The 16,852-nt window shown below is 47.5% G+C and carries 13 protein-coding genes; 2 read left to right on the forward strand and 11 right to left on the reverse strand.

Annotated features, from left to right (window positions below):
• The 5 genes from CWB99_RS12995 to CWB99_RS13015 all read right to left on the reverse strand — a co-directional run.
• On the reverse strand, positions 1 to 424 hold a 424-nt coding region (locus CWB99_RS12995), incomplete at its 3' end, for a hypothetical protein (RefSeq protein ID WP_212748518.1).
• A 200-nt stretch (positions 425 to 624) separates the two neighbouring features.
• Positions 625 to 1,116 carry a SixA phosphatase family protein gene (locus tag CWB99_RS13000; RefSeq protein WP_138552126.1) on the reverse strand — a complete coding sequence of 164 codons (492 nt, stop codon included), beginning with the start codon at positions 1,114 to 1,116 and terminating at the stop codon, positions 625 to 627.
• 257 nt (positions 1,117 to 1,373) lie between these two features.
• A complete protein-coding gene (locus tag CWB99_RS13005) occupies positions 1,374 to 2,291 on the reverse strand; it encodes an ABC transporter ATP-binding protein (RefSeq protein WP_138552125.1) in 918 nt (305 codons plus the stop codon).
• A complete protein-coding gene (locus tag CWB99_RS13010; RefSeq protein ID WP_138552124.1) occupies positions 2,288 to 3,097 on the reverse strand; it encodes an ABC transporter permease subunit in 810 nt (269 codons plus the stop codon). Before CWB99_RS13010 ends, CWB99_RS13005 begins: the two co-directional genes overlap by 4 nt.
• A gap of 129 nt (positions 3,098 to 3,226) precedes the next feature.
• Positions 3,227 to 5,038 carry a M2 family metallopeptidase gene (locus tag CWB99_RS13015; protein WP_138552123.1) on the reverse strand — a complete coding sequence of 604 codons (1,812 nt, stop codon included), beginning with the start codon at positions 5,036 to 5,038 and terminating at the stop codon, positions 3,227 to 3,229.
• Between the two features lie 148 nt (positions 5,039 to 5,186).
• On the opposite strand from CWB99_RS13015, the gene CWB99_RS13020 reads away from it, so the two are divergent.
• Positions 5,187 to 7,451 carry an acyl-CoA dehydrogenase gene (locus tag CWB99_RS13020; protein ID WP_138552122.1) on the forward strand — a complete coding sequence of 755 codons (2,265 nt, stop codon included), beginning with the start codon at positions 5,187 to 5,189 and terminating at the stop codon, positions 7,449 to 7,451.
• A 116-nt stretch (positions 7,452 to 7,567) separates the two neighbouring features.
• Here CWB99_RS13020 and CWB99_RS13025 read toward each other — a convergent pair whose 3' ends face one another.
• The 4 genes from CWB99_RS13025 to CWB99_RS13040 form a co-directional block, all read right to left on the reverse strand.
• Positions 7,568 to 8,005 carry a hypothetical protein gene (locus tag CWB99_RS13025; protein WP_138552121.1) on the reverse strand — a complete coding sequence of 146 codons (438 nt, stop codon included), beginning with the start codon at positions 8,003 to 8,005 and terminating at the stop codon, positions 7,568 to 7,570.
• Positions 8,006 to 8,167: 162 nt separating this feature from the next.
• Positions 8,168 to 10,513 carry a hypothetical protein gene (locus tag CWB99_RS13030; protein ID WP_138552120.1) on the reverse strand — a complete coding sequence of 782 codons (2,346 nt, stop codon included), beginning with the start codon at positions 10,511 to 10,513 and terminating at the stop codon, positions 8,168 to 8,170.
• Positions 10,514 to 10,732: 219 nt separating this feature from the next.
• On the reverse strand, positions 10,733 to 13,876 hold the full coding sequence (locus CWB99_RS13035) for an efflux RND transporter permease subunit (protein WP_138552119.1): 3,144 nt from the start codon (positions 13,874 to 13,876) through the stop codon (positions 10,733 to 10,735).
• 3 nt (positions 13,877 to 13,879) lie between these two features.
• A complete protein-coding gene (locus tag CWB99_RS13040) occupies positions 13,880 to 15,055 on the reverse strand; it encodes an efflux RND transporter periplasmic adaptor subunit (protein WP_138552118.1) in 1,176 nt (391 codons plus the stop codon).
• A gap of 228 nt (positions 15,056 to 15,283) precedes the next feature.
• Here CWB99_RS13040 and CWB99_RS13045 point away from each other — a divergent pair, with 228 nt between their 5' ends.
• A complete protein-coding gene (locus CWB99_RS13045) occupies positions 15,284 to 15,532 on the forward strand; it encodes a YkgJ family cysteine cluster protein (protein WP_138552117.1) in 249 nt (82 codons plus the stop codon).
• A gap of 148 nt (positions 15,533 to 15,680) precedes the next feature.
• Here CWB99_RS13045 and map read toward each other — a convergent pair whose 3' ends face one another.
• The gene (map, locus tag CWB99_RS13050) at positions 15,681 to 16,478 is read right to left on the reverse strand and encodes a type I methionyl aminopeptidase (RefSeq protein WP_138552116.1); all 798 of its coding nucleotides are present in this window, start codon (positions 16,476 to 16,478) and stop codon (positions 15,681 to 15,683) included.
• Complete coding sequence (locus tag CWB99_RS13055; protein WP_138552115.1) at positions 16,453 to 16,665, reverse strand: ParD-like family protein; 213 nt, start codon at positions 16,663 to 16,665, stop codon at positions 16,453 to 16,455. Before CWB99_RS13055 ends, map begins: the two co-directional genes overlap by 26 nt.
• Positions 16,666 to 16,852: the final 187 nt, after the last annotated feature.

Consider the following 16,852-nt stretch of genomic DNA (forward strand, 5'->3'; position numbering starts at 1 on the left):
GCACGGCACCATTGCCTTGTCCGTCAACTTTACCCTGATAGCTAACCTGACCTGATGTGGGGCACTGAGAGGTGCCACTAATTGAACCATCACTAGAAATGTGATTCTGTAAATAAGGCATATCCATGTCTGAGAACCCGGCGGTGGAACCATCAAACAGATGTATAAACCCTTTTCTGAGCAATTCATCATCCAGCTTGGCTGGCGTTGTTACTCCTTTGTATCTGTTACTTATCAGTGCTGTAGTAGCTTGCGATAGCTCGGCAATAGATTTACCCGATGGGTCGTCCAGGACTCTGACTGATTCGTTTTCTACTTTTTGTTGTTCAGTCTGGGTTTGATTACCATCGCTGCCCCCACCGCCGCAACCGGAGAGTATGGCCGTTAAGGCTATCATTAGAGGAGTGACTTTAAACTTGTTCATATTTTTGCTGTCCCTGTTTTATGGTTTTATAAATCGGCAATAGTCTATCAGATTTGAGCGTGGAATCTAAATGTGTACAAGTTTAATTGGAAGAAAGTGCTGATAGTGGACTGTCAGTTGGGTGAGGCAAAACGGCTCAAATTTCTGTTGGTATGTCGGCGGGTTCGGGGTATTCCCAGACTGTCATGACGGTTTTATGCTTAATCTGATAGTTCAGGGCGGAAGATAACTTGCTGCAATGAAACTGAGTCAATCGCCAGTTTGTGCCACTGGGGCACTGTTAGTTTTAACTCGATATAACCTGCGGTCACTATGTTATCGAACTGGCCCGTAATCAGGTGATTAACCAGGATCGTTATAGCCGGGTTGTGGCATACTACTGTGACGTCATTACACTCATCGGGTAACAGATGCAGGCAGTCCATCAGGTCCTGTGCGTCAAAGGTATAGAGTGCCTGAATTACCTCAATCGGTTTGCTGATATTACACTGCATATGCAGTATATGGGCGGTATCGCGGGCGCGCCGTGCTGGGCTGGCAAAGACATGTGTATCGGGCAGTGGACCCAGTTGTTGTGCCAGTGCCTGAGTACGACGAACGCCCTTAGGCTTGAGTGGGCGGTCAATATCGTGCAGCATTGGCTCCTGCCAGCTCGATTTAGCATGGCGAATAAGTCTGAGAGTTTTATTCATAGAAGCCCTGGCTGCGCATAATATCAATTTCAGTTATTACCTGTTCAATTTGACGGAGCAAATATGACGCTAACTGTATTAAAAATTTCTCATTTAGAACCTATACCTAAGATATAGGTCACAATTTTTGCCTCGCCCACATGGGCATAGGTACCCCAGCGCCAGCAGGACGCGAGAGCGGTGTAATCGACCCTATTTTCTCGCCTCGAAATAGAACGCTTAATTAAGCAAGTTAGTATCACTTTTTCTAGTGTAGTCTATGGCGTGGCAAACAGCTGGTTTTCGAGTGTATTGCCGTTGATTAGCTGTTTATATACCCAGCCATGATGATGGCAAAGTTTAAGCAGCGCGATATCCAGCGCTACTTGGTGGGTATCATATTCAATGACAAACTCATCGGGCTGTGACTGACGAACGTGTTTCACACCGTCCAGCCGGGCAATATGTAATTGCATTTGGCTGTCTGGTTGCTTCACTTGCAAGGTTAGGTAAGCAGTATCTGAGCCATTTTGCCCGTATCTTTGGTGACTGGTGAGTTTCCCTTGTTCAAGATACAGGACAGTATCGCACAGTCGCTCGAGCTCACTCAGATCATGAGAACTCAGTATAAACGTCATGTCTTTGCTTAAGTCGGCGACCAGTGTCCTGATTGCTTTAGCATTGATGGGATCCAGACCCGCCGTTGCTTCGTCCAGTAGTACAATTCTAGGCTTCCCAATTAAAGCTTGCGCAATACAGATGCGCTTTCTCATACCGTGGGATAGCTCTGAGGCTTTGGCATTGATTTGATTGCTGAGGTCGACTTGCTCTAGCACCCGTGCTGTCTCTTGCTGAGCTTGTGCACGACTTAAGCCCTGTAACTGGCCATAAAATGTTAGCTGTTTGCCTACCGAAAAACGCGGATCAAGTTGAGCATCCTGTGGCAGAGCACTGAGTATGCCAAACAGTGAGCTATCGCCGGGTGTGTGGCCTAATACGCGAACAGCCCCTGAGTCGGCTCTTAAAAAGCCGCACAAGATACTAAACAGCGTGGTTTTGCCTGCCCCATTGGGACCAACCAATGCAATGGTATGGCCCTGATCTATGGTGAAGCTCACTTTGTCTAGCGCGCACTTGCTGCCAAAGTGCTTTGTCAGCTCGTTGACTTCAATGACGGATGACGTCGAGGTACTCATAGATCTTTCCTTTTCATTAGCCAGTATGCGGTGCTCAGCAGTGCCAGGGATTGCAGTAAGGGGATAGCAACAGTATGCCAGTCGATATTGTACCAGGGCGCAATACTGCTGATATGCACCCCAGGTAACAGATAATATAGCCAGTCAGCCAGTTCAATGTGGGATGCCAGATACCCAATTAGCAGGTTTCCTACTGTGAATAACAAACTGGCATAAATGATACTTAGACGTGCAGAGCTTGCCAGCAAGTTGAGTAAACTCATCAGGGCGATAAAGGGGAGAGTGGTTAACGCCAGTAACGCGGTAATTGAGGTTAATTTACCCAGACCATTGAATGCCAGAGCGGGGTCTCGTGTGAGCATAAGCACCCAAGCCGCGAGGGCGGAGGCAAGGATCAGTGCCAATAAAATGAGCGCCTGCCCTGAAAATCGGCCGAGCATGATTTCACTGCGGCTGGCGCGCAATGTCAGAAATCTGAGGGTACCCCGTTTACTGTCTTCTACGGTCTGATCAGCGCTGACAAATAAGGTAAAAACGGGAAAGCTGAACAAGGCAATGATCCAGTAGACCGATAGCTCAGCCTCGGGCCAGCGTGCGAGCGAGTATAATCCCACTGAGCCGGCAATTTGTACCGCGATATCGGAGAATTCAGGGCTATTTAGTACCGAAACCGCATGATAGATGGGATAACGTAAAATCATCAGCCACACCATAATAAAGGCTGCCAGTGCCAGCCAGCCACGTTTTGTGGCAAACAAGCGTGTCAGTTCAAACTGACTTAATAACATGATTCTTTTTAGTGACATAGTGCACTCCTTTTGCGGATACCTTACCGCACAAGTGAGTGATTGGAAAAGCTGAGAATTGTTTCAAGGTGTGGCGCACTTAAAAAAGGAGCCGACTGGCTCCTTTCATAAAGTGATTAAGCTAACGGATTACCAACCGCACTGGCGGTTTTTGTTTTGCTCATCCAGATAGGTCTGAAGTGGTGCAAAGTAATCCAGGATAGCGGTGGCATCCATTTGTTGGCTACCAGTGACGCTCTCCAGTGCTTCCTGCCATGGACGGCTGCTGCCCATTTCGAGCATGGCATTCAGGCGCTCACCAGCTTCTTTTGAGTTGTAAACAGAGCAGCGGTGAATGGCCTCTTTGTTGCCTGAAATTTCGCACAATGCTTTGTGGAATTCGAACTGCAGAATATGCGCCAGGAAGTAACGTGTGTAAGGTACGTTACCTGGTACGTGGTATTTTGCACCTGGATCAAAGTCGTTTTCAGTACGCGTAACTGGCGCCTGAAGACCCTGATATTTCTCACGTAATTCCCACCAGGCTTTATTGTATTCAGCCGGGCTGATCTCACCGGAGTAAACTTTCCAGCGCCACTGGTCAACTAGCAGGCCAAAAGGAATGAAGGCAATTTTGTCCAGTGCCATCTTCATCAGCAGACCAATGTCTTTTGACTCGTCAGGCACTTGTTCCAACAGGCCGATTTCTTTTAGGTAGCCAGGTGTAACCGACAGGGCAATCGTATCGCCGATTGCTTCATGGAAACCGTCGTTGGCACTTTCCTGATAGTACAGTTGTAGCTTGTTATAAGCGCGTTGATAGAAGTTGTGTCCTAGCTCGTGGTGGATCACAGAGAATTCTTCACCAGTGCGCTGGATACACATCTTGATACGCAGGTCGTCTTTATTATCCAAGTTCCAGGCTGAAGCGTGACACTGTACGTCGCGATCCTGTGGTTTGGTGAACAATGAGCGCGTCCAGAATGTTTCTGGTAGTGGTTCAAAGCCCATCGAAGTAAAGAACTTCTCTGCACCTTTAACCATTTTGATTTCGTCGTAATTGTGCTTTTCGAGCAACTCGGTTACATCATAACCTGGATCAGCATTTTCAGGGGCAACCAGATCATAGATATTACCCCATTGCTGAGCCCACATATTGCCTAGCAGGTGAGCTGGAATAGGCTGATCCTGAGGCACTTTGTCTTCACCATATTTCTCGCCTAACTTGGCACGAACATGACAGTGCAGTGAATCATAAAGTGGTTTGACCTGACCCCAAATACGATCTAGTTCTTTGGCAAAGTCATCTGCAGGCATGTCATATTTGCTGCGCCACATTGCACCTGTATCACGATACCCCAGTTCCTGTGCGCCTTCATTTGCCAGGGAAACGAGATCTTTATATATTGGACGCATTTGCGGAGAGACTTGGCGCCAACCTTGCCAGATATCCAATAGCTCTTCATAGTTACGGCTGTTGGCCATTTTGGACGTCATGTCACCCAGGCTCATGCACTTGCCATCTTTACAGTACTTGCCTTTACCATACATGCCGTCGAGTTCAGCAGATAGCTTAGCTAGTTCGGCTGTTTTTTCTGCATCTTTAGGGGCTGGTAAGGTCAGGTTCAGTTTAAGCTTGTCCAGTTTGCGACGGTTGTCGTAGCTCAGCTCCAGCTCATCAAACTTGGCGGCTTCATTAGCCAGTGCAACCAGCTTTTCGGTGTATTCCTGACTAACGTCGGCAGCCAGTGACGCGGTGTCTTCGGTGATGAAGTTAGCGTAGATCCAGGCTGAACGTGCACTGCGATAGCTTAAATCCTGGAGTTCTTTTTCTGCTTTGGTCAGAAATGCTTCCGCGTCTTTTTCCGTTAATGTTGAACTGGTTGTTGAGTTACATCCACTCAGAGAGAGTGCCCCGGCAACCACTAAGGCGCCCAGGCTGAGTTTGAATTGTAGTGCCATCATTGTTCCAATTATCGTTATTAGAACGCTGATGATACCAGTGTCGAATGAAAGCGACAATTCACACCAGACAAGCGGTGTAAAAATATTGAGATAAGTGGCATTTGTTCCATACTTAAAGCGCCATTAACTGGAAGGTGCTCATACCATGTGGTTACTGATACTACTCATTGTTGTTGTGTGTTTCATTTTTTATATCAAGGAAGTCAGGCTGAAAATTATTTCGGGCCCGGCCATGGTGTACTTTAAGCGTGCGCTACCACAATTATCACAAACCGAGCGCGAAGCGATGGAAGCCGGAGATACCTGGTGGGACGCCAGCTTGTTCAGTGGCAAGCCAAACTGGTCGCACTGGTTACAAACGGGTAAGCCAGCACTCAGCGACCGGGAACGAGATTTTATCGAGCATGAGCTGGCTGAGCTCATGGCGATGTTGGATGAAAGTCAGATTTGCGCTGCTGGCGACTTACCGCCTGATGTCTGGCAGTTCTTGAAGGAAAAAGGCTTTTTTTCTTTTATCATTCCCGAAAAATTTGGCGGTAAAGCATTCAGTGCCCAGGCAAACTCTGCCATTGTCGCGCAAATTGCAACCCGCAGCTTGTCGACGGCGGTGACTGTTATGGTGCCGAATAGCCTTGGGCCTGCTGAGCTACTACTTCATTTCGGTACAACGCAGCAACAGCAGAGTTGGTTGCCCAGGCTTGCCGATGGCTCCGTCTTGCCTTGCTTTGCGCTCACATCGCTGGAGGCGGGATCCGATGCTGGCGGGATCACGGACTTTGCTGTTGTGTGTAAGCAAGAATTCAATGGCGAAATGACCTTAGGTCTCAAGGTTAGCTGGCAGAAGCGTTACATCACCTTAGCACCCGTGGCGACCGTATTGGGGCTGGCTTTCAAAGTATACGATCCGGACCACTTGCTGTCTGAGCAAAGTGAGTTAGGTATTACCTGTGCCTTAATACCGACTGATCATGAAGGTGTAAAGGTTGGCCCCAGACATGATCCTATGGGCCTGGCCTTTATGAATGGTACGACTGAGGGGCAGGGGGTGTTTATCCCGCTAGACTGGGTCATCGGTGAGCAAGAAGGCATAGGAAAAGGGTGGCGCATGTTGGTGGCTTGCCTGAGTGCAGGGCGAGGTATTTCCTTACCAGCACTGAGTGCCGGTACAGCACAACTGAGTGCCAGAGCAACGACGGCGTATTGCAGTGTAAGGCGACAGTTCAAACAACCCTTGTGTCGATTTGAAGGAGTTCAGTCAGTCTTAGCCCGAATTGCCGGACTGAGTTACAGCATAGAGGCGACGCGGCAAAATACTGCTTTGGCGATTGATTTGAATAAGAGTCCGGCAGTTATTACGGCAATTGCTAAGTACCACCTTACTGAAATGGCGCGGATAAGTGTTAATGATGCGATGGACTTACATGGCGGCAAGGCGATTCAAAGAGGTCCTCTAAACTATCTGGCTCTGCATTATCAGGGCATGCCAATTAGTATTACGGTTGAAGGGGCAAATATCTTAACACGTAACCTAATGATTTTTGGTCAGGGGGCGACTCGTTGCCACCCTTATGTGTTAAAAGAAATGGCGGCAGTTCAAGAACAAGATGCGGAAATAGCGTTGTACCAGTTCGATAAAGTGCTAACCGACCATCTGGCACACAGTTGCAAAACATTTCTTAAAGCGTCTTTTAATGGGCTGACCTTAGGTTTCTTCTCATCTGCCCCTGTAGGCGGAGAGGTAGCCAGATACTATAAAACCTTAACCTGGTATAGCCAAATCTTAGCCATTCAGAGCGATCTTGCGATGCTTGTACTCGGCGGTAAGTTAAAACTACAAGAAATGCGTTCAGCCAGGTTAGGCGATATGTTAAGCCATCTCTATCTGGGTTCTTGTGCACTGAAAAAGTTTGAGGACGATGGTCGCCAGTGTAGCGATTTACCCCTGTTGCATTACGCCATGCATTATCATCTCAGTGCGTTCGAGCAGGCTCACAAGGGTTTTGTTGACAACTTTGCACCAGATGGACTTAAAACGATTGCAAAAAGGTGGTTTATGCCTTTTGGCAGGGGTTTTTCGGGGCCTTCGGACAAGCTCATCATTGAGTTGTGTGATAGTTTATATCGCAATAAACTGACTCTTGCCCGCGTTAGCAGCTTATGTAGTACCTCAGGGCATGCAGGGCTGGAGGCATTAGAGCAGGCGTTTAAGTTATTTCCAAAATGTGAGCAGGGGTTACACAAGTTTGAACGTTGGCAGAAAGCTCATCAGACGAATCTGCTTGCTTTAAGCACTGATGAGCAGCTCGCTATGGCGGTGGCTGAATGTGTTCTTGATGAAGAAGAGCGTGAACGCTTGGCCGATTGGTTCCATTGCAGCCGGCTTGCTTTAAGTGTGGATGACGCGGCCTAACCCGCTTGGGTATTTGCTTGTGAGTTGTAATGAAATACTGAGTTGGTTTTACGTAGCCAGATTCATTTCTGGCTACGTAAAACCTGTTTATTCTGATTTCGCTGGGACAACAAGCGCTAGCGGGCAAAAGGATCCGCATTGATTTTATCGACGTACCACTCGCCCTTACGTCTGATAAGTTGAACACTGCGCATGTCGTCAACTTGCTCTCCATGTAACATACCGGTGAAAATCAGGTTGATCCTGGCTTCGTTACCATATTGTTCTCGCAGGCTTTGGTTAGTCATATCCACTTCTATGGTTACCTGGTCGTACTGCATGTTGATCAGGTTTCTGGCAAACTGGGAGGGGGTGCCGTAAGAGCGCATTATTCTGCCCATACGAGGCGTAGAGCGACTCAGCGCCAGTTCCATGTCTTTTTTATTGTACAGTGCGTCAAAAAAAACCGTAGCTGCGTATCCCGGGGTATTTTTATCGCCACGAGCCGCGTCATCACCACCACAGCCAGATAACATCAATAGGATTACAGTCGAGAAAGTAAGTAATAATTTCATATTAGTAGTAATTGAGGTGATTATGACTTTAGTTTGTCGTTTAATCGAGCTTTTGTAAAGTACAGGTCGGTAAAATACGGGGATAATGGTGAGGGGCAGCTAAAGAGCACCAGGAAGTGAAAAACAGTTGCAGCATTTTACTGCAACTGTTTGAAAGTTAACTTACTCAATATCGCATTTTAGAACGCCACGACTAGTTCGGTAGCAAATTTCTCTGATATAGATAAACAAGTCTTGCGGTAATACGTCTTCGATTAGTTTGGTTTGTGTGTCACCGTCATAACATTTTATGTCTTTGTTACTGACCAGGCAGGTGAGAGACCCGTTTGCCAGCACTTTATGTACGGTCGCATTTGCGGCCAGCAGGTCTGTCAGTTCAGTGCCTCGGCTACCCCAGCACTGCCAGCTGGCATCGCTTAGCTGAGCACATACATTGTTTGCGTCAACGGCGTTAAGTTTTGCTGCGAGCAATTGTGCAGGGACGTTTTTTACCGGGTTATCGCCCTTGGCATTACAAACGACAGTGCCATAATTGCCAAGCAAGCAGGCATAGTCGCCCTTAGTTATCACTTGTTTGAGTTCGGCAGGAGCGTCCAGGTTGAGAGTCTGACCCAAGGTTTCACGACAAGATTCAAATTTGCCATCCGTCACTTTACAAACATAGTCATCACCCCGGAAAGTATGGTTGCTTTCATATCTCAGTTTGACATCACTATGATCGGTCTGATCATGTTCATCTGTGGCGTGAAATTCAAGTGTCACGATGCGCTCTAACTCACTGTTATACCTAATAGAAGCGCTGGTATCAGACACTTGCTTAATGGTCACATTATCATCCGTGCTCTTTGCCTGCCAGTGACTTGGCATATTGTGCTTACCATCCAGGTGGAAAACTTGCCCAAAGACTTGCGCTTCACTGCCCATAATATAGGTCTCTTCTACGCCAGCATAAGGTATGATAATGGCGCTGTGAGCCGTGCCAAGGATCGTGCTTTCACGCACAATATCACCGGCTTTAGCTGTGATCTTAATGACCGTCAGACCTTTACGAGTAATCGTTTTCTTATGCAGGTTCAGCGTTAATCTCTGATCTTCAAGAGACCACTGAAGATTATCGTAATGGTCGTAATCACTGCTTGAGACTATGACCTCTTCGATATCAACGCCGCCATTAAATGTCAGGTCTAACGTGGCTGGGACGTCCGGATAAATAGAAAATTCGCCGGGGTCTCTGACTATCATCAGGGTTTTTGCTACTGTGCTACTGACGTAAGTGAAATTAACAAAGGTGGATTGTTCGGTACCATTTTTCAGCTTCACCTTGTACTCAATTTGTCGTGACGTTTGAATGGTGTCTTCTTCTGGAATAGTGATCACGAGTTTGTTGTTCGATTTTTCCAGTAAGTCATCGCCAAATTCCGGAATAATCCATGAAACGCTTTCAACATCGTCGAAATTGGTTAAATTGGAATTCACGGTGATTGTTTGCCCGGGCACTGCGAACGAGCGGTCCATAGTGAGCTCAAGACCTTGTAGATCGGTGATGTTGCGCACCACAACAGATGTCTCAGCGGTTTTTTTGATATCGCCCTTCATGGTAACAGTGAGCTGGAGTGTAAAGGTCTGATCTTCACTCACTTCCGGTGCGCTAAAAGTATAGGCCCCTTTCCCCTGGGTTTGCTGAGAAGGCTGAGGCGTGCCTTGCCATTGCCATTCATAACTGATGATCTCATCGGTACTGGTCGTTGTCGCCTGAATTGTCAGTAAATTCTTCTCATTGACAATAACTTGCTCAGGCAGGCTGACACTGAGTGATGGCTCAGACTCCGGTGTCAGTGTAACTTTGATGGTTTTAGAGATGATTTCATCACTGGTGGTAATTTCAAATATAATATCAAATTGTTGAGTTTGCGTGACCTCAGGTAATTCAATGCTGAAAGTACTTTGTCCGGCGCGGGTGTCATGATTCGACTGGATATCGGTATTAGTTAATTCAAAGCCGTCGCTGCGCCAGTCAACTTTTTCTATCTTAGATGTCATGGTGAAGGTCGCGGTAACGGATGCTAGGCCTCCGCCTGTCAGCGTCAGGGTGTCGGCAAGCTCAATGTGTCCGGCAGCGGACTTGGGCATCACAGTTACCTGCCAGGTTTTACTCACTTGGTTGTTGTGACTGTCTGTGACTGTGTAGGTCAAGGTGACTTGTGTCTGCTCGTCAACATCCGGGAAAATCACATGATGTGCGCCGTTAGTGGTATCGATAAACTGAACACCTGCAAGGGAGCTGCTCCATACACCGGTGACCGAATCATTCTCTGGATCCGATACTGTGGCTGTCAGAGACAAGATATCACCCGAGTTGACTAACGTATTGCCTTCCAGACTGACACTAGGTGCCTGGTTGACGATTTGTTGCCTATTGTCTGTTGACGGTGATTTATTGTCGTTATTAGAAGAACCACCACAGGCGGCTAGAACCCCAAAAGTGGAGAGCAGCAGATAGTTTCGCATTATTCATTCCTTTTATTGCGTTTTTATTTCGATAAGCATAGTACAATAGCGTGGTGCGATTTTGGAAACGTTTATTTGTGAGATTGTGTATTTAGAATAGTCGACAAATTTGAACGAATTTGCTGTCAACTGATGTCAATTGTTGCCAACTGATATGAAAATAAAAGCCCAGTGCAGTACCGGGCTTAGTTGGTTGGGTAGAACTATGAATCGTAACTGTTAGTTTTGTTGCAATGCCTCAGCACTTGTTGGCTGTTTTTTGAAGCGTTTCACAAGGCGCTTAAGGTCTTCCAGCGCAACGTATTGGCAGGGGATCAGAATTAACGTAATCACGGTCGCAAACAACACGCCAAAAGCCAGCGAAACAGCCATGGGTATAACAATCTGGGCCTGCAGGCTGGTTTCCAGGAGAATAGGAACCAAACCAATAAAGGTGGTTAGTGACGTCAGTAAAATTGCTCTGAAACGTCTGCAACCAGCCTCAACAACGGCTTCTTTGATGGTCATTCCTTGTTCACGTGCCTTGTTCACAAAATCAACCATAACCAGTGAGTCATTGACGACTACGCCTGCGACGGCAATGATGCCGAAGAATGACAGGCTGCTCATGGTCATACCAAGTACCATATGGCCAAATACTGCGCCTACAACGCCAAATGGGATCACGGACATGATCAAGATCGGCTGAGAGTAAGAACGTAATGGAATAGCCAGTAGTGCAAAAATAATCATCAAGGATAAAGCAAAATCCCGAATTTGCTCGGCTACACTGTCCATTTCTTCCTGAATTCGACCGGCAACACTGCTGCTGACCCCAGGGTAGTTCTTGAGCAGCGATGGCAGATATTCATCACGGATCTCTTCAGCTATCTTGAATGGCTCAGCCTGATCTGTATCAACCGACGCCCAGACATTAATTGTGCGTTTGGCGTTTTCACGACGGATCCGGTTAACCCCTTCGACCAGATGGATATCGGCGATTTCTCCCAGCGGTACCTCTGCACCACTTGGAGTAATGATCCGAACAGCCTGAATATCACTGATGGTGTTGCGCTGTTCTTGCGGGTAGCGGATCATCACTTTAATCTCTTCGCCGCGGCGCAGTATACGCTGTGCTTCCAGACCGTAGTAACTGAAGTTTACCTGAGAAGCCACATCGGCCAGCGTCAGCCCCATGCTGTAGGCCAAAGGTTTAAGCTCCAGCTGAACTTCTTCGGTGCTCGATTGCATAGAGTCATTGACATCACCCACCCCAGCAATCGTACGTAGTTTCTCTTTAAGTTTACCTGCAACTTCCTGTAAGGTTTCCTTGTTTTTCCCTTCAAGGCGGAAGCTGATATCACCGTCATCCCGGCCACCATTCATAATGCTGTCCTGAATGTTCAACGACTTGACTCCAGGCAGAGGGGGCATATTTTCCCGCCATAGAGCACTGAGCGCAAAGGTATCGATTGGGCGCTTATGGGGTTCAACCAGAATTGCCATGATAGATGCCGTGGTACGTCCGCGCAGGTTCACAGACAGGTCTTTGATCATCTTAGTGCCATACTCAGCCTCGATCTGCTTCTCAACATCCAGAATGACCTGCTCAACTTTTTTAGCTGTAGCCAGTGTCGCAGACTCGGAAGAGGATAAGTTCATATCTATTGTGATGCGTGGGAAGTCATGGGGGATTTTCGGGTTCGCAACAAACTTAACCAGACCACCTGCAAACATACCGCCACTCACAATGATGATAGACAAAAATGCCACAATCACTGTGTATCGGTAATGAATACATTTTTCTATAAACGGACGATAGAGATTTTCAATGAAGTTTTTCAATGCACCATCAATGAGTGCTCTGGCACGATGTAAAGGATTTTTGGGATTGTCGGGGCGGTCCTTCATGGCAGCAAGGTGCGCTGGCAGGATAAGTTTAGACTCAACCAAAGAGAACAGCAGGCATAAAATGATGACGCCACCGATGGCCTTTGAGAATGCAGCCGCCGGACCCGTTGCAAAAGTCTGAGGTAAAAACGCCGCGACCGTGGTCAGTACGCCAAATGTGGCTGGGATAGCAACACGTTTAACACCCCGAACCACATTATCCAGACTGTGGCCGTGTTTCTCAATCTCGGCGTGGGCGGATTCCCCAACAACAATCGCGTCATCAACGACGATGCCAAGCACCAGAATAAAGGCAAATAGAGAGGCAAGGTTAATTGTGACGTCCAGCATGCCCATTGGCATAAACAAGAACGCCCCCAAAAATGATACTGGCAGGCCCATCATGACCCAGAAAGCTAAGCGGACGCGTAAGAACAAAGCCAACATTAGCATCACCAGAATACCACCCCACATCATGTTTTCTATCATCATGTTAAGGCGGCCTTCGAGATAGTAAGTCAAATCAATAAAGGGCTCCAACTCAACGCCCTGGGGCAGTTGGGTAGCTTTATCAGCCAGGTAAGTTTTCATGACCTGAGCGACCTTGGTGATATCCTGATCTTTTGACGCCCGAACTTCGAATACCAGTGAATTTCTACCGTTATAACGAGAGTAGAGTAGGCCTTCCTCAAAACCATCGGTGACTTTCGCAACATCGCCCAATTTAATTTGTGCGCCATCTGCAAGTGTCAGTAAAGGGAGCTGTTCAAACTCATGCCCACGGTAGGCCTGATTTTCAACCCGCATAGAAATATAACCATTGTCAGAGCGGATCTGTCCGGCGGACATATTTGCAGAAAAGTTTTTAACTGCTTCAGAAATATCTCTGAATGTCAGACCATACTCACGCAGGCGATCTGGACTGATTTCGATGCTGATCTCATAGTTCAGGCCGCCATTAAAGTCGACCAGGTTAACGCCTGGCAGGGCAAGCATCTCGTCGTGTATTTCGTTACCCAGTTGTTTCAGCTGGTGGAAATTCATATCTCCATTGAGTGACAGCCACATTACTTCCTGCTCAAACTTATCACGGCGAATAATAGGTCGTTCCATATCGGCCGGAAAAGTAGAAATCGAGTCAACCTGCATTTTTACTTCGTCCAGCACCTCCTGGGGGTCATACTTTTCTTCGACTTCTATCCAGGTTTGTGAGAAACCACGATTGGAATAGGTGATCAGGCGCTTGATGCCTTCCAGCCCTTCCATTGATTCCTCTACTTTGATGGTGATCCCTTCTTCCACTTCCTGTGGTGCAGCTCCTGGGTAAACCGCCTGCACACTCAACCAGTTATTTTCAAACTGGGGAAACATTTGTTTGCGGATAGTAAAGGCACTGAGTAAGCCACCGACCAGTATAAAAATCATCAACAGGTTGGCCGCAACTGGGTTGCGAGCAAACCAGGCAATTAAGCCTTTTTCGCGCGAGCCTTCCATAGGTTACTCCTCCTTCAGTGCCAGTTGTGTATCTGGTGTAATGACAGGCGATGAGTCAAGACGCAGCTGCATTCCCTCTGAAGGGTATTCCAGTGCGGATGTGATCAATTGCTGGCCGTCAGTCAGACCCTCAGTCGCTATCGCATAGCCATCTACTTCACGGATAACAGCAATGGGCTTAAAGGTGAGCTGCTGGTTGTGATCGAGCAACGCAACTTTTCCTTCGTGGATTAGGTGACGTGGAATACGCATCGCATTAGCCACGGAGATCCCCTGAATTTGCGCCGTCAGGTAAGTGCCAAAGCGCAGCGGTTGTGCTTGTTCCTGATAAGGCGTACTCACCTGAGCCACCAGATAAGTCATCCGACTTTTGTTGTCGACAACGCCTTCGCTGCGTACGATTTTTCCTTGCCATGAAACGGCTTGCCCCGCCACTTTTGCGGATAAAGTTACCTCAGCATCAATGCCATAATTGTTCAGGTACCTCAGTTCATGGTCTGCAACGGGTAAACGGATTTCGGCCACTGATGTTGCATTCAGGACACCCAGGGTACTGCCTGGATTGACAACGCTGCCCAGACTTAAAGAGCGACTGGTAATAATTGCGTCATAAGGTGCCTTGATATAGGTGCGCTCGAGGTTCCGCTTTGCTCGCTTAACACTGGCCTGAGCTGCTTTGAAACGTGCCAGTTTTTCTGCCAGTTGTGGTTTGCGCAAATAGAGTTCAGAAGGGATCGTCGATTGCGCATTGTCTTTAATACGTTGCCATTCTGTTTTTGCAACGTGTGCCTGGGCTTGTTCGATTTCCAGTGCAGAATGTGCCTGAGCCAGGCTGGCTTCGGCCTCAATTAACGCTGCCTCATAGTCATTAGGGTCAATGCGAGCCAGGGTTTCTCCTTGTTGCACAAAGCCGCCTTTGACGAATTTGTCCGACAGGGCAATGAGTTGTCCACTGACTTGAGCAACCAGTTCGGTGCTGTATTTAGGGGTAACGAGCCCGTAAGATTCCACCATTAGTTGCATGGGAGCCATATCAATTGGCTGAACTTCAACCAATGGATGAATGACTTTTTCGGGTTTTTCTTCGGGCGGTTGCTTCATTGCTGAAAATGCAAAAGCGGTAGCCAAGCTACCGACGAGCACCGCAACGGGTAATAGAATTTGTTTTTTACTAGCCACGAGTTATTCCTTCCATCAATAACGGTTGAATCGATTTCTCTAACCTGATTAAGGATACGCGAACAGATGTGTCTGGGTGTTTTAAACATTTCAAATTGTGTAACAAGGCATTGCAAGGATGTCAGCTTGCTTACGTCTGATAAAATAATGGCCTTAGTGTTTTCGTTGACGAGTTGTCGTATAATGGCGTGCTTTATTATTCACTAAAACTAAATTGTAAAGGATCAGATGCAGTGTCGTTTAGGCTGTGGAGCCTGTTGTATAGCACCGAGTATCAGCTCGCCAATCCCAGGGATGCCGCAGGGCAAGCCTGCGGGGGAGCGCTGTATACAACTGGATGATGACAACCTGTGTAAATTATTTGGCGACCCTCGTCGGCCTAAAGTATGTGGAGACTTTGTACCCTGCGAAGATGTCTGTGGTAAGGATAACGCACATGCAATGTGGCTGATTACTGAGCTTGAGCAATGTACTTAGCACCAATCGGCATGAGCAGATAATGCGTGCGGGAGACTTACTCTGCTGCTAGCAGTGCTAGATGCTCACTTCAGGTAGCCAAAAGCAGCAAATTTTTCATTTGTTATCGCCAACATTCAGTCACCTCTGGGTTGCCGGTTTAAGTGAATTAACTGATATTGGCTAACAAACCTGCAGCGTTTTCTTCTTCTCTTAGGGTCAGGACATCGCACCCGGTAGGTGTCACCAGTATGGTGTGCTCTGCCTGAGCCGACAGTGCGCGATCTCGTGTCACTACGGTCCAGCCATCTTTGAGTGTTTTAACCTTGTGACTGCCCTGGTTGAGCATAGGTTCAATAGTGAATGTCATGCCAGGTACAAGCTTCATCCCAGTGCCCGGACGTCCGAAATGCAACACTTCTGGCGCCTCATGCATCTCGGTACCAATTCCGTGGCCGCAATACTCCCGCACCACGCTTAACCCTTTTATTCGCGCGAAGTCTCCAATTGCATAGCCTATGTCGCCCAGTGTGGCGCCTGGTTTCACTTGACTGATCCCTCGCCAAAGTGCAGCGACCGTATTGTCTACCAGCGCCCGAGCCATGTTACTGGCGTTCGGCATCACATACATCTTACTGGAATCAGCGATATAACCTTGGTGCTTAAGGGTAATGTCTACATTCAGAATATCCTGATCGCTTATGATATGACGTGCACTGGGCATGCCATGGCAGACGACTTCATTCACTGATGTGTTGATGGAGTAGGGGTAGCCATATTGCCCCTTACTAGCGGGAATAGCGCCCAATACATCCACGATATAATGTTCAACGAATTCGTCCAGCTGCAATGTTGTCACCCCGGGTTTTACTTGCTGATCCAGGGCTTTAAAGACTTGAGCTAACATGGCCCCAGACTCCCGCATAAGCGAGATAGCGGCATTATTTTTGATCGTGACCTGAGTCAATGGTGTCACTCCTTGTGTGATTAAGTTGTTGTCTGATCAATTGCGCAAAGGTCATGTCAGGATTCAGCTCGGCCAGCCGGCCCATTTTGATCCAGAACTCTGCTTGTGCATTGATGGAGCGTGACATGACCTGACTTGCCTGTCGCAGTTCTTCGTGTACTTCATCTGAAATTTTAACGATACCCATGGTTATTCATTGTGTATATGATGTATATATGAATCATATAATGATATCAGGCAAAGAAGCAATACCATTCATCGCGGGTCTGATTGCGTTACATGAAAAGCAGGTTGAAATTAGCGTAAGTACCGGGCTCATAGGGGGCGTATTGAGATTAAAAGCAGCTGATGCCAGAGCATGTTGTTGTAATACC

Source organism: Pseudoalteromonas rubra (assembly GCF_005887095.1).
Lineage (GTDB): Bacteria > Pseudomonadota > Gammaproteobacteria > Enterobacterales > Alteromonadaceae > Pseudoalteromonas > Pseudoalteromonas rubra_E.

Bases quoted from the DNA above. Each gene is read 5' to 3' on its own strand.
- CWB99_RS13000 (WP_138552126.1), bottom strand. From the start codon at position 1,116: ATGAATAAAACTCTCAGACTTATTCGCCATGCTAAATCGAGCTGGCAG.
- CWB99_RS13005 (WP_138552125.1), bottom strand. From the start codon at position 2,291: ATGAGTACCTCGACGTCATCCGTCATTGAAGTCAACGAGCTGACAAAG.
- CWB99_RS13010 (WP_138552124.1), bottom strand. From the start codon at position 3,097: ATGTCACTAAAAAGAATCATGTTATTAAGTCAGTTTGAACTGACACGC.
- CWB99_RS13015 (WP_138552123.1), bottom strand. From the start codon at position 5,038: ATGGCACTACAATTCAAACTCAGCCTGGGCGCCTTAGTGGTTGCCGGG.
- CWB99_RS13020 (WP_138552122.1), top strand. From the start codon at position 5,187: ATGTGGTTACTGATACTACTCATTGTTGTTGTGTGTTTCATTTTTTAT.
- CWB99_RS13025 (WP_138552121.1), bottom strand. From the start codon at position 8,005: ATGAAATTATTACTTACTTTCTCGACTGTAATCCTATTGATGTTATCT.
- CWB99_RS13030 (WP_138552120.1), bottom strand. From the start codon at position 10,513: ATGCGAAACTATCTGCTGCTCTCCACTTTTGGGGTTCTAGCCGCCTGT.
- CWB99_RS13035 (WP_138552119.1), bottom strand. From the start codon at position 13,876: ATGGAAGGCTCGCGCGAAAAAGGCTTAATTGCCTGGTTTGCTCGCAAC.
- CWB99_RS13045 (WP_138552117.1), top strand. From the start codon at position 15,284: ATGCAGTGTCGTTTAGGCTGTGGAGCCTGTTGTATAGCACCGAGTATC.
- CWB99_RS13055 (WP_138552115.1), bottom strand. From the start codon at position 16,665: ATGGGTATCGTTAAAATTTCAGATGAAGTACACGAAGAACTGCGACAG.